The following is a 14,320-nucleotide window of genomic DNA, read 5'->3' on the forward strand; positions in this document are numbered from 1 at the left end:
CAGCGCCCCCTGTTGAATGAAGAGTTATCTTGTCAGGGTTTGCCATGAAGAGGGCTGCAAAGGAGAGTATCTTCTTTTTGCTCCATTCAGGATGCTTCCTTCTGAGCTGCCTGACAAAATTCTCGTGCATCTTTTTCTGCGCTTCAATTGTGCGGTAGCAGTCCCAAACCATCAGATGAAGCCCGGAGAAAAGGCTTTTCTGGGCAGAGCAGAGCCTTTCTGCAACTCCAACTCTCACATAACACTCGTCTTTTTTCAAGCGCTGAAGCATTCTGCTCTCAGGGTCTATATTGACTATTATCTCAGGGCAGAATTTTTTGAGGTTCACAAATTTTTCAGAGTTGTCTCTTATCTTTATTTTAACAAGCTCCTTATCAGTTATGAATTTCATTTTTGCAACTAATTACAATAAATGCCCTCCCCGGGACTTTCAGGAGGCTTTCCCATGAATGCTTTCAGGAATTTTTGATTTTGCGGATAGCAAAATCCTCTTTTCCCTCGAGGCTTTTCCCTGGAAAAGGCTCGTTTTGAACCCGAGTCCTGGCCTTCGGGGGGCCAGATCATATCCAGGCTAGACCAGAAGGGCAGTAAAATCAGAATTATGGGGCGCATATTAAAAACTTTGCTTTATTGAATAAAAGCAGTTTAGAGCTGCAAATACATGAGAATCAGAAAAATATTCTAAATAAAAAATATTCTTTTTTAGAACATTGCGTAGATGAAAGGCGAAAGTGCCGATGACTGCGCAAATATGATAAGAATTGCAGCGAGAAGCAGCAGCACGACAATCGGGAGAAGCCACCATTTCTTCTTTTTGCTTATGAACTTCCACATTTGGGATGGAAAACTTGCCCTTCTTACAATTGCCATTTTTACCTATCCTCCAATTAAACATCTGCTGAAATTTTCTTCATTAAACTTGTGCTAAAAAACGGCGCTAAAACTCAATACAAAGAAATTCCACAGGAATTTCTTGTTCCAAAATTCGCTTGGCGAATTTTTGGTACTTTAGTTTGGAGATAAGGCGCCGTTTTTGGCATCCTAAAAATCCGCGAATCAGAGAGTGTCCGATCAAACTCCGCACGCAAGAAAACTCTTCAAGTTTTCTGCGCACAAGAAATCTCGAAGATTTCTTTGTGCTTTAGTGCGGAGTAGGACACTCTCAGCGGATTTTTATGATTTTAATGAAAATAATTAAAACTATTTTGCAATCCCATTTTCCTTCAGGACAGAATATATTCTTTCTGCAACAATAGAATAGCCCTCTCCAGTCAGATGAAGGCTGTCTCCCTTAAGGAAATACTTCTGGTAGCCGGGAGCATCAAAATCATCCATTAAGTCAATAAGCCCAACATTTTCCTCTTCAAGAAGAGTCCTAAGATGCTGCTGAGGCATATCCGGGCTTTCATATTTAGAGGATTCATCAGGATTGCTCATGAACTGCTCTGAATAAGGGAAAACCACAAACATCAATGTGAAATTATCCCTTTTGGCAAGCATTGAAAGCTCACGTATTTCGTCTGAGGTGTAGTTCCAGGAGATTCCCTGCCATCTCTTGTAAAGATATTCAAAGTATTTTGAGTTGTAGTTAGCGCCATTAAGGCTGATGGTTTTTGAAAGGGTTTTTGCAAAAACGCAGAACTGGCACTGCCTCAGGATAATTTCCCTGAACTGGACGCTTTTTGCATCAACCTTTCCTACGTCATTAAGCACAAAGCCAACTATCACAAGGTCTGGCTTGAACTTGAGCCCGTCGCTCTTCAGAAGGTTGTATTCCTGCTCAAACTCGTAGGAATTAACGCCCATATTCAGAACCTCGTATCTTACTGAGGAATTTGAATTAAGCATTTTTTCCAGCTGCTTTGCATATGTCTCCTGCATTGGAATTCCTGAGCCGAATGTGACTGAATCCCCGATTACAGCAATCCTGTAGGAATCCGCTGGCTTTTCAAGCGCATATTCATAATCGCGGAATCCCCGGGAGTTTATTGAGATTGTGATGTTGCTGTAGCTGCCAAAGAAATTCCCCCGGAATCCCGGCTTGTACCTGTAGCCGTTAATGTCATCCTTTATTGTCAATCCAGGGGGGTAGCCGTATCCATAGTTTCTGTAAACAAGCCTTGTCGTGATTTCAAGAGCAGCAAGAAACAGGACAAGGAAGAGAAGCACGCCAAGAACTGCCCGGATAATCCTTTTTCTCATTTTTTTCTCCTTCACCCAGGTCATTTTCATCACTCATTTATTGACTTTTCGCTGTCCCACATGTCAGCAGGGTTTTCATCCCGCATTATAAGGAACTTGCCCATTACAAGGCAGTCAATCCCTGTTCCCATCATGCACTTGTAGCCGTCTTCAGGCGTGCATACAATTGGTTCACCTCTTATATTGAAGGACGTGTTTATTATTATGGGAACTCCGGTTATCTTCTCAAATTCCTTTATCAAGTCATAATATAGGGGATTTGAGTGCCTCCTTATTGTCTGAAGCCTTCCTGTGCCGTCCAGATGAGTTACAGCAGGGATTATTTTCTGCTTCTCCTTTCTTATCGGATACACCATAAGCATGAAATCAGCAGGGATTGGAACTGGCTCGTCGCACTCAAAGTAATCCTTTGCAGCCTCCTCAACAATAACAGGCGCAAACGGCCTGAATTCCTCCCTGTGCTTGACTTTTGCATTCAGGATTTCCTTCATCTTTTTGTTTCTCGGGTCTGCAAGTATGCTCCTTGCCCCAAGAGCCCTTGGCCCCCATTCCATCCTTCCCTGTAACCAGCCGATAACACTGCTTTCTGAAATCATCTTTGCAGTCCTTTCCAGAAGCTCTTTCCTGCTCGTGAATGTGTGATACGTAATCTTATTCCTGTCCAGGAATTTCTTAATCTCCTTGTCTGAGAATCCCGGGCCGTAATAGCAGTTGTCCAGCACAAAGCGCCTCTTCTTTTTCAGGAGGGAATTGTAAATGTAGAATGCGCAGCCCATTGATGTTCCGTCATCCCCTGCAGCAGGCTGTATGAACAGCCTCTTGAATGGAGTCCTGCTCAGAATCTTCCCGTTTGCAAGGCTGTTAAGGGCAACTCCCCCGGCAATGCAGACATTTTCCATTTTTGTAATCTTGTGAAGATGGTTGAGCATTCCTATTACCATCTCTTCTGTAATCTTCTGGACAGATGCTGCAATATCCATGTGCCTCTGAGTGACTTTTTCGCCCTTCTTCCTCACAGCCCCGAATGCCTGAATGTATTTCTTTCCGGGCATATGCATGCTGTGGAGGTAGTCAAAGTATGAGAGGTCCATGAAGTAGCTACCGTCAGCCTTTATGTCCACAAGCTCCTTAAACTGCCTGTAGTAGCGCGGCTTTCCGTATGCAGCAAGCCCCATTACCTTGTACTCATCATTGTTTACCTTGAATCCAAGGTGAGCTGTTGCAGCGCTGTAAAGAAGCCCTATTGAATGGGGAAACCTTATTTCCTTGGTTAATGTTATGTCATTTCCAACTCCGTATCCAAGAGATGTTGTAGTCCATTCTCCAACCCCGTCCTCTGTGAGGATTGCTGCTTCCTTGAAAGGGGAGACAAGGAATGCTGAGGCTGCGTGCGCAATGTGATGCTCTATGTAAAGAATTTTCCCCTTATAGCCTGTCTTTCTCCTTATTATTGTCTCAATCCTTACTTTTTCAGTGAGCCACTGGGGAATGGTCCTCAGGAATGTAACATATGATTTGGGAAATGTCTCAAGGTGCTGGCTTATCACCCTCTCAAACTTGAGAATCGGCTTTTCATAGAATCCAACATAACTGACATCATGAATGCTTATCCCCGCTTCCTTAAGGCAGTAATTTATGGCATTTACCGGAAAGCTGATGTCGTGCTTCTTCCTTGTAAATCTCTCTTCCTGGGCTGCTGCAACAGTTATCCCATCCTTTATTATGCAGGCAGCTGCGTCGTGGTAAAAGCATGATATTCCCAAAATATGCATATTAATTTCCCCCGTTTCCTTTTTTTTAATCAGAACTGGTCAAAATAATCCTCAATTTTCCCAGATACTTTCTCCCTTTCCTCCCAGTATGTTGCTGAATTGGGCTTTTTTACCTTAATGAAATGCTTCCTGAAAGCCTTTGCAAAAATTGCAGTCAGACCAATCCCCAAAAAGTAAACTACTGAGAGAATTATTGAATTGATGAACACTGCGGCATTCTCTCCAACCCTCTTGAAGCCTTTTATGAATCCCCTGAAAAAATCAATTGCCATAAGATATCCCCCATTAAATCTATTTTTTTCTGAAGACTAAAATTGCAGCGTAAATGAGCAGCGCAAAAACCATTAGCAAGGAATAGGCAGCCCATCTGAACTGGAAAAGCCCGATTTTTGAGAGAATGAAATAACCAGCAAGAGCAAAAACTGCAATCCCAAACAAGAATCCAACCCTTTCCCCTGCTTTCTCAGCGCCGCTTTTTTTTTCTTTTTCCACGTCTATCATACTTATTTTTCTGATTGCGAAATCGTTTATAAATATTTCTATTTATTGACGTATTTGAACGGTTACAAAAAAGAAAAAAATCTAAATATGCCGAAGTTTGAAAAAAATGAAAGCAGAAAAGCCAAATTTTTAGAAATTTTTTACCGTCTCTTTTCCTTAATGTCAGTAGTTATCCTGGAAAGCTCATTCACATTCGCAGTAAATGATGGAAGCACCTTCTGGAAAACCTTTTCCATTGCCTTTATCTCGCTTCCAACTTCTGTTATGTGCCTGTCATACTCGCCAACTTTTCCCATAAGCCCCCTCTGAAGCTCGTCAAAGCTCCCCCTTAAGTCATCAAAGCGCTTTTCAAGAGCAACAACCCGTGCTTCAGTCCTTTCCTTCCAGGCGATTATCTTGTTGACATTGACTATGAATTCGTTCCATTTCTCCTCAATTATCGCCTCAGAGATTTCCTCTATCTTTTCCACCTCTGACTCGTTGAGATTTCTTATTCTTCCGCGCCTCTCACCGGCGCCTGAATCCTCTGCGGAATAATGCTCCTCCTCTTTAGGCATCTCAGGAGGATTTGGAACATTCTGGCCTGAAAATGAAGGCTTGTATGCCCTGAACTGGGGCTGCATTGAAGAAGCATCAGGATTGAAATCAGGGATTGGATTTTTAACTGAAATCTGCTCAGGGGAAATCCGGTTTTGGATTGAAGAACTCATGTCCGCCTGGTTCATAGCATCAAATATCTGGTGCGTCTTGTAGCCGTCGCGCTGAAGCATCTCAACAATCTGGCTGTTTGAAAGCCCCTGATTCCTCAGGTTTATCACCTGCTCAACTGGAACAGTAGGTGAAGAAAAAGCATTTGGCGCTGAATCATCCTTTTTTCCAAAAACAGGCACTTCTTATCCCTCTTTTACCTTTGAATGCGATTAAATCTATTTATTTTGCAAGCAATATAATCGCTTTATTCTTTTTTAAAGCTTTCGCTATTTTTCTCGGAAACTGCTTTCTGGATTTCCCTTCTTACAATATTCTCAACATCCTTGAGAGTTGCAAAGCTTGTGGGGTCCCAGAGGTTAAGATACCTTTCAAGCACGTTTATATCCTCTTTCTTAGCGCATACAACAAGCTCGCGTATTACCTGCTCAATCCGTTCCTTTATCTGCGCAATCTCTGCATTCAGGTCAAGGATTGTTGAGTTTATGGTCTTTATATCAGTTGAGGCCTTCCTGTTGTTGGCAAGCATGTTCTCCTCAATGAGCTGAATCCTCTTCTGCATTGAGTTGTAGCGCTCCTCAAGCATTCTCAGCCTTCTTGCAAGGTTGCTCATCTGAAGCCCGTAGTCTGTCGATATGTCAACTCTCTGCTTTTGAGGCTGGCCCATGCCTCCTGCTTCATCATTTTCCTTCATAGAACCAAGCGGATCCGATTCCTTTTCATTTCCAAACATTTGAGCCCCCGGCCTGTTCGCTTTTATTCATGTAATGCATGAAAATATTTATAAATCAGGCAGTTTCAGTAAATTCTTATACTAATATACTTATAAATATTTGTTAAATTCATCTTTATATTAAATTTATGTTATCATAAAAAAGTAGTCAAACAAGCCGGTTTCAGACGGAAAATACCGGTTCTTTGGAAGGAGTAGAAGAGATGGCGTTAAAAAGAGGTGCGAGCTGCCCTTCTGAAATGGAGAGGGAGGGCGAGGACAATATTCTCAGGATAAACTGCAGCCAGTGCAGCTACGCCCCCTCAATAGAGGACAATGAGCTTTGCATGTCCTCAATAATAGACAAGCTGATTGAGAATTCTGACACAACAAAGGTTGTGCTTTCCCAGAAGAGGGATTTCGAGTATGACTACAACCAGATTCAAATCCTCATGGAGATTGCAAAAATCTACAATGAGCTTGTAAGAAGGAAGAACCTCATCAGCTACCACACTCTCGCCGCATTCAGCATGAACTGCAGCAAGTGCTGGTTACAATAGCAAAGCCCTATCTTTCCGGATACATAATCGGGGACAGGGAAATTTACAGAAAGATTTTCTCGCCGTCCATAAAGCCCGATTTCATGTTCACAAAGCTGATGGCGACATATCCTCCTGACGCAGAGGAAAAAGACACTTACATGGTTGGGGACAATACAGAAATAACAATATTCGCTCTTCCGGATTCCATCCAGTATCTTTACCATATGACTCCGCCGGAGTTCAAGCTTTCAGAGGAAAAATACGACCTTTTGGACAGCGCAAGAAAAATCATTGCAGAGCACAAACCGAGCAAGTCAGAGTTTGTGGACCCCGAAAGGATGAGGCATGTATTCTACAATGTCGGGCACGACCTCATTGAAGAGCTTGCAAATTACCAGAACCTGAAGCTGAGGACAAAGGAGATTGATGAGCTGACAGACATACTGGTAAGATATACCGTCGGATTCGGTTTGATAGAAGTTCTTCTGCAGGATGACAAGATTCAGGATGTGACAATCAACAGCCCAATGGGGCAGGTGCCCATGTTCATCGTGCACCAGGACTTTGACGACTGCATAACAAACATAATACCCACAAGCAGCGAGGCGGAATCGTGGGCGTCAAAATTAAGGATGATGTCGGGAAGGCCGCTTGACGAGGCAAACCCGATTCTCGATACCGAGATAACGCTTCCAGGAGCAAATGCAAGGGTTGCTGTAATCTCAGAGCCGCTGAACCCAAGAGGGCTTGCCTATGCATTCAGAAGGCACAGGGACAGGCCTTGGACCCTTCCGCTGTTCATAAACTCAAAGATGATTTCGCCCCTCGCAGCAGGGCTTATGAGCTTTCTGATAGACGGCTCAAGGACAATTCTTGTTGCAGGGACAAGGTCAGCAGGAAAAACATCCCTTCTTGGCGCGATGATAACTGAGATTATGAGAAAATTAAGGATAATCACAATAGAGGACACTCTGGAATTACCTGTCAGCGCATTCAGGAAGATGGGATACAACATCCAGCCGATGAAAGTTGCAAGTGCAATGACAAAGGGGACATCAGAAGTTCCTGCAGACGAGGGTATAAGGACAACCCTCAGGATGGGGGACTCCTGCCTGATTGTTGGAGAGGTAAGGTCTGTTGAGGCAAGCGCGCTCTACGAGGCGATGAGAATTGGAGCGCTTGCAAATGTTGTTGCAGGAACAATACACGGAGACAGCCCATACGGAGTTTTTGACAGGGTTGTAAATGACCTTAAAGTCCCCAAGACCAGCTTCAAGGCAACTGATGTGATAATTGTTGCAAACCCGATAAGAAGCCCTGACGGGCTGCACAGATGGAGAAGGGTTACTGAGATAACTGAAGTAAGGAAATTCTGGACTGATGACCCGCTTTTGGAAAATGGATTTGTGGATTTGATGAAATACCAGTCAAAGACAGACCAGCTTGAGCCGTCAGACGATTTGATAAACGGCGATTCAGACGTGCTGAAATCAATTGCAGGAAATGTCAAGGAGTGGGCTGGGAACTGGGATGCTGTGTGGGACAATGTCCTCTTAAGAGCGAAGATAAAAGAGCTTACTGTGGATTATGCTAACCGGCTCAAGATGCCTGAGCTTATGGAGGCGCAGCACGTTGTTGTCGGGAACGACCACTTCCACAAGATTTGCGATGAAGTCAAGGAAGAACTCGGTTCAATAGACAGCAAGAGGGTTGCCCTTGAATGGGAGAACTGGTTCAAGACTTACATAAAAAAGAACACAGCAGAAGAGGAACAGAAGAAATAATAAGCGGAAAAATATAATGAATTAACGATAAGCATAAAACGCAGTTAATCCAATGATTACATTTAATTTAATAAAAAAGAGGTTGATGGATTGCACTTTCTAAACTGCAATTCCAGATAAAGAGCAGATGCCGATTCAGGAAGAGCAGATGAATGACTTGCTCAAGAAATACAAGAGCAAGCTGAGAACCCAGCTGGATGAGAATTCTGAGGATGGGGTTCAGCAGCCGATAATCTCAAGGCAGTACAGCCAGTTCAAGAGAGAAAATGCCCCAAGCCAGATGAATCTCTTTGAAAGGGCGTGCAATTTCAGCGAAAGGATATTCAAGATAACTCCTGACAAGAAAAGCGAGGAAGAGATGTGGGAGAGCATAAGGATATGCTACCTGAATGCAACCCCGACAGGCATAATGAGCGCTTCCATATTCTACCCGATGCTCCTTGCAATACTCGGAAGCATAGCAAGCTTTCTCATTTTCCAGTCATTCTTCTTCATTTTCTTTTTCCTCCTTGCCGCAACAGCCCTTATGTTCATAATCCAGAAAATCCCCGAGTTTCTTGCAGACAACTGGAGGATGAAGGCAAGCAACCAGATGGTTCTGTGCATATTCTACGTGGCAACATACATGAGGCACACATCAAACCTTGAGCTTGCTGTTAATTTTGCAGCAGAGCACCTTACGCCTCCGCTTTCAATAGACCTTAAAAAAATCGTTTGGAACATAGAGTCGGGAAAATATTCTTCAATAAAGGAATCCCTTGATGTATATTTCGAGACATGGAAAAAATGGAACATGGAGTTTGTGGAAGCCTTCCACATGATAGAAAGCTCGCTTTATGAAAGTTCAGAAGACAGAAGGGTAAGCCTGCTTGACAAGTCCCTTTCACTGATTCTTGAAGAAACATATGAAAAAATGCTTCACTACGCGCACAATCTTCAGTCCCCGATAACAATGCTCCACATGCTTGGGGTTATAATGCCGATACTCGGGCTTGTAATACTCCCTCTTGTGGTTAATTTCATGGAAGGCGTATTGTGGTATCATATCGCACTCTTATACAACATAATTCTCCCGGTGGCGGTTTATTACCTTGGAAGAAACCTGCTCTCAAGAAGGCCGACAGGATACGGAGATGTGGATATATCTGAGCAGGACAGGCGATTCAAGGCATATGAGAACCTTGTGATAAAAATAGGCGGAACAGAATTCCTGATAAGCCCGATTCTAATAGCGGGAGCAATCTTTTTCGCTTTTTTCCTTGCGGGAATTTCACCCCTGATAATTCACATGCTTATGCCTGATTTTGACATATCCTTTGCCCAGCTTGACTTTTTGGGATACAGAATTTCATCATCAAAGGACATAACAAAGGCAGGGCAGATTGTAGGGCCTTATGGAGTAGGCGCAACTGTTCTCAGCCTGTTAATCCCGCTCGGGCTGGCTCTTGCAATAGGTTCATACTTTTACATGCGCTCAAAAAACCTCGTGAAGATAAGGGAGAACTCAAAAACCCTTGAGCAGGAATTCGCATCAGCGCTTTTCCAGCTTGGAAACAGGGTTGGGGACGGACTCCCGATAGAGATAGCCTGCGGAAAGGTTGCTGATATAATGAAGGGAACAGCATCAGGAAATTTCTTTGAGATTGTAAGCATAAACATAAGAAAGCTCGGGATGGGGATAACGCAGGCAATCTTTGACAAAAAGAACGGGGCGCTCCTGAATTTCCCATCTCACATGATAGAAAGCTCAATGAAGGTGCTTGTGGAAAGCGCAAAGAAGGGTCCCCTGATAGTGTCGCAGGCGCTCATGAATGTTTCGCAGTACATAAAGGAGATTCACAGGGTTGATGAAAGGCTTAAAGACCTCCTTGCAGACATAATCTCCTCAATGAAATCCCAAATCTCATTCCTTACTCCTGTCATTGCAGGAATAGTGATAGGAATAACATCAATGATAACAATGATAATAGGGCAGCTCAAGGATTCCATGAGCAGCCTTGGAGGGGAAAGCACTGAACTTGGAGCAGGATTTTCCCTGAACAGTTTTTTCGGGGACGGAATTCCCACCTACTTTTTCCAGATAATCGTGGGAATCTATGTTGTTGAGATAACATACATACTGATAGTAATATCAAACGGAATTGAGAACGGGGCAGACAGCCTGGGGGAGCGCTACAGGATTGGAACAATTCTCCCAAAAAGCGTGATGCTATACACATTCATCTCATTTGTAGTAATGCTTATCTTCAACATTGTTGCGTCAAAAGTAATGCCGGTTGTATTCACAGCATAAAAGCATCCCAGTCAATTTAGAAAATCTTTTATACCAATCGCCAATTTCTTGATGTCATGCTTGTAGGAGTGGTTGGAAAGCCGAACTGCGGAAAGAGCACACTATTCAAGGCGTTTACCCTTGCAGATGTTCTGATAGCAGATTATCCTTTTGCAACAATAAAGCCAAATCACGGCATCGGGTATGTAAGGGTTGAGTGCGCTGACAAGTTCTTTGGAACCCAGTGCAATCCGAGAGAGGGATTCTGCATAGAGCACAACAGGTTTGTCCCCATTGAGCTTCTTGATGTTGCAGGGCTTGTTCCAGGCGCCTATGAAGGCAAGGGCATGGGAAACCAGTTTCTTGATGATTTAAGGCAGGCTGATGCGCTGATACATGTAATTGATATTTCAGGCGGGACAAATGAGATGGGGGAGCCGGTAAAGCCGGGAAGCTATGAGCCAGAAAATGACATAAGGTTTCTTGAAAGGGAAATTGACATGTGGTACCTTGGAATACTGAACAAGGGATGGGACAGATTCTGCAAATTAATAAAAATGGAGAACAAGGACAGCGTAAAGGAGATTGCGAAGCAGTTCTCAGGGCTTAAAGTTACAGAGGACATTGTAAAGGAGAGCATGAGAAAGCTGAATCTCGAGCCAGACCTTACCAGATGGAGCGAGAGGAACCTTTTTGATTTCGCAGTTGAGTTACGGTTAAGGACTAAACCAATGATAATCGCGGCAAACAAGATTGATGTCCCAGGAGCAGATGAAAACTTAAGGCGGGTAAAAGAGCTCTTCCCGAATTACCTGATAATACCCTGCAGCGCAGAGTCAGAGGTTGCGCTTAAAGAGGCATCCAAGCACGAACTCATAAAATACATACCTGGAAACAGGGATTTTGAGATAATAAAAAAAGAAAAGCTCTCGCAAAGCCAGATTAACGCCCTTGAATTCATAAGAAAAGAGGTGATGCAGAAGCACAGCGGAACAGGGGTTCAGAACGCAATTAACGAGGCAGTTTTCGGGCTTTTGAAATGCATCGCAATATTCCCCGGAGGGATAAACAAGCTGACAGACCAGTACGGAAGAGTGCTTCCTGACTGCTTCCTGATGCCGCCAAAAACAACAGCCCTCGGATTCGCATATAAGATTCACACAGACTTTGGAGAAAATTTCATAAGGGCAATTGATGTGAAAAAGAGGCTTACTGTAGGAAAGGACTACCCACTGCACCACGGCGATGTTGTTGAAATTGTATCTGGAAAATAATTCAGAATTTAATTCCTTATCTTCTCAGTGATTTTTTCATAGAATTCTTTGCTGTCTGTAATTTTCAATGCAAGATTCTCCATGGGGCATAAGCCGTCTTTTTTGCTGTTGAGAATATTATCCACTATTTTCCCAGCGTTCAGATTAATTCTTTTTGATTTAAGGAAGGAGGCTGCATTTTTAGATGCAACAGGAGTGATTACCTCTGAAATGAAGCAGGAATAAGCAATCAGCCTTGATGCTGCAAGCCCTATAATTCTGTCATACAGAATGCACGATGAAGCATTGCCCCTGAATTTTTTTATGCATTCAAGAAGCGGCTTAAGATGCCTTTCCCTTGATGAAAAAATCATTCTTTCATTGCTGTCAAGAAGCGCAAGCGAATAATCTAAAAATGAAAAATTCATATTTTATCACCGCAAAATGCGTCGGCCGGGATTCGGACCCGGATGGACGGCTTGGAGGGCCGCAATCATAGCCATTAGATCACCGACGCTTGGGAAATGGGAGTTTTTAGGATGGTATTTAAATTTTATTGTTTTAAAGCCAAAATTGGATAATAACAAAAATTTTATAAATAAACCGCCACTTTTCTGTGCATTATTGCCTCCGTAGCTTAGTGGCAGAGCGTGCGACTGTTAATCGCAAGGTCGCCAGTCCGAGTCTGGCCGGAGGCGTTTTGGGCCCGTAGCTCAGTCTGGTGGAGTGCTCGACTGATAAAAAGATTTTTTTTCTGAAATCGAGTGGTCCGGAGTTCAAATCTCCGCGGGCCCACGTATTTTTCACGTATTTTATTTTTTTGTAATAATCTTTTATTCTTCCGACGGATTCTCCTCTGACTTATTTCACGAAAAATCTTCTGCAAAAACTTTTTTTGAAAAAACATAAAAAGAAAATTTTAAATAATAGATATTTCTATAAGTCCTTCAGATGGCTACAAAAAATACAGATTCCGACTGCATCTGCTCAATGTGCTCAAAAAAAGAGGCCTGCGATTATTTCACCAGGTTTTCTTCTCCTGATTCAATTAAGGGCGCAAAGGAGGATATTAAGGGATTTTCAATCAGCATTATGGAATGCAATGATTTCAAAAAGTAATTAATCATTTTTTCTTAAATGCATTTTTCTCAATTCTCGCATAAAACAGCCAATTTTTAATTTAAATCCTTCAAAAACCGCTTTTTTGCTTGAGGTTTCATCTAACCTAGTTAGTACCTAATTAAGGTATTAATATATATTTTTATAATATTAGTATACGTAATAGTAACATTTATATATTAGTTGTGCTTATAGTTGTTTTATGGTTATTTTGTTCGACAGATTCAACCTTTCCGAAGACATCTACGAGGTAATCTTCGCAACAAAGCAGCAGGTTATCGTAGGAAAGCTGATTATTGAATACATGAAGGACAACGGAAGCGAAATCGGAAAAACTGAAATGTCGCTTTTCGCAACAAAGCTCCACGAGGGGCAGATAATCACAAAGATAAACGAGGCGCCTTTCCTCGGAAAAAAAGTAAAAATTTCCTACAACAAGAGGCAGTTTTACGACAGGATTCTTACACCCATGAAAAGCATGGGACTCATAGATTACGACCTTTACAAGAAGACATACAAGATCTCAAAGAAGTTCAACAATGAAATGATTAGAATAGGCCTTATGTGGATACGCGAGGCCGACAAGCAAGCCCACACGATAAATTCGGAGGGTCAAAAAAGCTAGAGTCGAAAAACCAAAGTATCATGTTCAGGAATTGAAGCATAATAACACTTTGGCTCCCTAACTCTGCTTCTTTAACTCCACCCCACACAACCTGAAAATAGGGAGCCGTTTTTTTTATTATGCTTCAACAAGTCAAAAATATCTGTCACAAAAATCCGGGAAAAAGAGGGATAGGGCAGAGCAGGAAGCAAAAGACCAGTTTAGAATGTGCTGTCTCTGCTCTGCCGCTCCTTTTTTTCAAAAAGGATTTTTGAGGGAGAAAAAGGAAATCCAAAAATAACATTCAAGGCATTTGATGTCGAGATAGGGGGGTTTTTTTATGCTTAGGACTAAAGCGCTTAACAGCAATGAAGGGGCGTTCTTCCAAAGGAAGAGCAAGCCAAAAATTGAAGCGCCAAACCTCTCTTACACAAAGAATTCAATATTTGGAATAGCCATGGATTCGGTCAAGAGGCTTTGCGACCAGAAGAAACTATTGATGTACCTCTCTCCGAGCAGCAATGATGAATCAGCTTCTGCCAAGAGGACGCCAGTTAAGGCAAGCATTTCCACCATAGCCCCTGAATTCACAGCCAGGAATGAAGAAATAGAAAGCACCTCTGAGACACAGGCGCTGAACGCCGTTGCCTACCAAGGAGATGAAAACCAGGACAACAGGAAGATAGAGTTCGGCAGGGAGCAGGAAGAAGAGCATTATGAGATTTCCTGCTCCTCAGAGGAGCCTTTGCCCGCAAGCACCAGGAATATTGACGAGATAATCGGGCTTGCCGCAACAAACATAGGAAAGGAGATTGGGGCAAACTGCATAATATCAATAGAGAAGAAGCAGA

General features: G+C 42.8%; 16 protein-coding genes and 3 tRNA genes. 9 read left to right on the forward strand and 10 right to left on the reverse strand.

The features are described 5' to 3' along the window. The 8 genes from NTV63_03020 to NTV63_03055 form a co-directional block, all read right to left on the reverse strand. A partial coding sequence (locus NTV63_03020; protein ID MCX6709900.1) for a hypothetical protein occupies positions 1-391 on the reverse strand: 391 nt, incomplete at its 3' end. A 311-nt stretch (positions 392-702) separates the two neighbouring features. Further along, positions 703-870, reverse strand: coding sequence for a DUF5989 family protein (locus NTV63_03025; protein MCX6709901.1), 168 nt, complete (start codon positions 868-870; stop codon positions 703-705). A gap of 330 nt (positions 871-1,200) precedes the next feature. After that, entirely contained in the window at positions 1,201-2,202 is a 1,002-nt protein-coding gene (locus tag NTV63_03030; protein MCX6709902.1) for an SGNH/GDSL hydrolase family protein, read from the reverse strand. Between the two features lie 29 nt (positions 2,203-2,231). Continuing rightward, the gene (locus NTV63_03035) at positions 2,232-3,974 is read right to left on the reverse strand and encodes a carbamoyltransferase (protein ID MCX6709903.1); all 1,743 of its coding nucleotides are present in this window, start codon (positions 3,972-3,974) and stop codon (positions 2,232-2,234) included. 29 nt (positions 3,975-4,003) lie between these two features. Then, on the reverse strand, positions 4,004-4,246 hold the full coding sequence (locus NTV63_03040; GenBank protein MCX6709904.1) for a hypothetical protein: 243 nt from the start codon (positions 4,244-4,246) through the stop codon (positions 4,004-4,006). Between the two features lie 19 nt (positions 4,247-4,265). After that, a complete protein-coding gene (locus tag NTV63_03045; protein MCX6709905.1) occupies positions 4,266-4,475 on the reverse strand; it encodes a hypothetical protein in 210 nt (69 codons plus the stop codon). 140 nt (positions 4,476-4,615) lie between these two features. Beyond that, positions 4,616-5,365: a hypothetical protein gene (locus NTV63_03050; protein MCX6709906.1), complete on the reverse strand. Its 750-nt coding sequence runs from the start codon at positions 5,363-5,365 to the stop codon at positions 4,616-4,618. Positions 5,366-5,430: 65 nt separating this feature from the next. Then, a complete protein-coding gene (locus NTV63_03055) occupies positions 5,431-5,916 on the reverse strand; it encodes a hypothetical protein (GenBank protein ID MCX6709907.1) in 486 nt (161 codons plus the stop codon). Between the two features lie 203 nt (positions 5,917-6,119). Between NTV63_03055 and NTV63_03060 the strand changes: the two genes are divergently transcribed. From NTV63_03060 to NTV63_03075, 4 genes are all read left to right on the forward strand, one after another. Next, positions 6,120-6,455, forward strand: coding sequence for a hypothetical protein (locus tag NTV63_03060; GenBank protein ID MCX6709908.1), 336 nt, complete (start codon positions 6,120-6,122; stop codon positions 6,453-6,455). Continuing rightward, positions 6,440-8,221 carry a type II/IV secretion system ATPase subunit gene (locus NTV63_03065; protein ID MCX6709909.1) on the forward strand — a complete coding sequence of 594 codons (1,782 nt, stop codon included), beginning with the start codon at positions 6,440-6,442 and terminating at the stop codon, positions 8,219-8,221. The genes NTV63_03060 and NTV63_03065 overlap by 16 nt, the downstream gene beginning before the upstream one ends. Positions 8,222-8,369: 148 nt before the next feature. Then, positions 8,370-10,514, forward strand: a complete 2,145-nt coding sequence (locus NTV63_03070) for a hypothetical protein (protein ID MCX6709910.1) — start codon at positions 8,370-8,372, stop codon at positions 10,512-10,514. A 56-nt stretch (positions 10,515-10,570) separates the two neighbouring features. Continuing rightward, a complete protein-coding gene (locus tag NTV63_03075) occupies positions 10,571-11,767 on the forward strand; it encodes a redox-regulated ATPase YchF (protein ID MCX6709911.1) in 1,197 nt (398 codons plus the stop codon). 8 nt (positions 11,768-11,775) lie between these two features. On the opposite strand, the gene NTV63_03080 is transcribed toward NTV63_03075, so the two are convergent. Together NTV63_03080 and NTV63_03085 are read right to left on the reverse strand one after the other, a co-directional pair. Beyond that, positions 11,776-12,174 (reverse strand): DUF1893 domain-containing protein, encoded by a 399-nt coding sequence (locus tag NTV63_03080; protein MCX6709912.1) that lies wholly within the window; start codon positions 12,172-12,174, stop codon positions 11,776-11,778. 17 nt (positions 12,175-12,191) lie between these two features. Next, positions 12,192-12,263, reverse strand: a tRNA-Gly gene (locus NTV63_03085). Positions 12,264-12,372: 109 nt separating this feature from the next. On the opposite strand from NTV63_03085, the gene NTV63_03090 reads away from it, so the two are divergent. The 5 genes from NTV63_03090 to NTV63_03110 all read left to right on the forward strand — a co-directional run. Beyond that, positions 12,373-12,444 (forward strand) — tRNA-Asn (locus NTV63_03090). Positions 12,445-12,448: 4 nt separating this feature from the next. Then, positions 12,449-12,541, forward strand: a tRNA-Ile gene (locus tag NTV63_03095). A 156-nt stretch (positions 12,542-12,697) separates the two neighbouring features. After that, positions 12,698-12,865 carry a hypothetical protein gene (locus NTV63_03100; protein MCX6709913.1) on the forward strand — a complete coding sequence of 56 codons (168 nt, stop codon included), beginning with the start codon at positions 12,698-12,700 and terminating at the stop codon, positions 12,863-12,865. 202 nt (positions 12,866-13,067) lie between these two features. After that, a complete protein-coding gene (locus NTV63_03105) occupies positions 13,068-13,490 on the forward strand; it encodes a hypothetical protein (protein ID MCX6709914.1) in 423 nt (140 codons plus the stop codon). A gap of 319 nt (positions 13,491-13,809) precedes the next feature. Beyond that, positions 13,810-14,320, forward strand: a 511-nt coding sequence (locus NTV63_03110; GenBank protein MCX6709915.1) for a hypothetical protein, incomplete at its 3' end; no start/stop codon positions are given.

The organism is Candidatus Woesearchaeota archaeon, assembly GCA_026394965.1.
Classification (GTDB): domain Archaea; phylum Nanobdellota; class Nanobdellia; order Woesearchaeales; family 0-14-0-80-44-23; genus JAPLZQ01.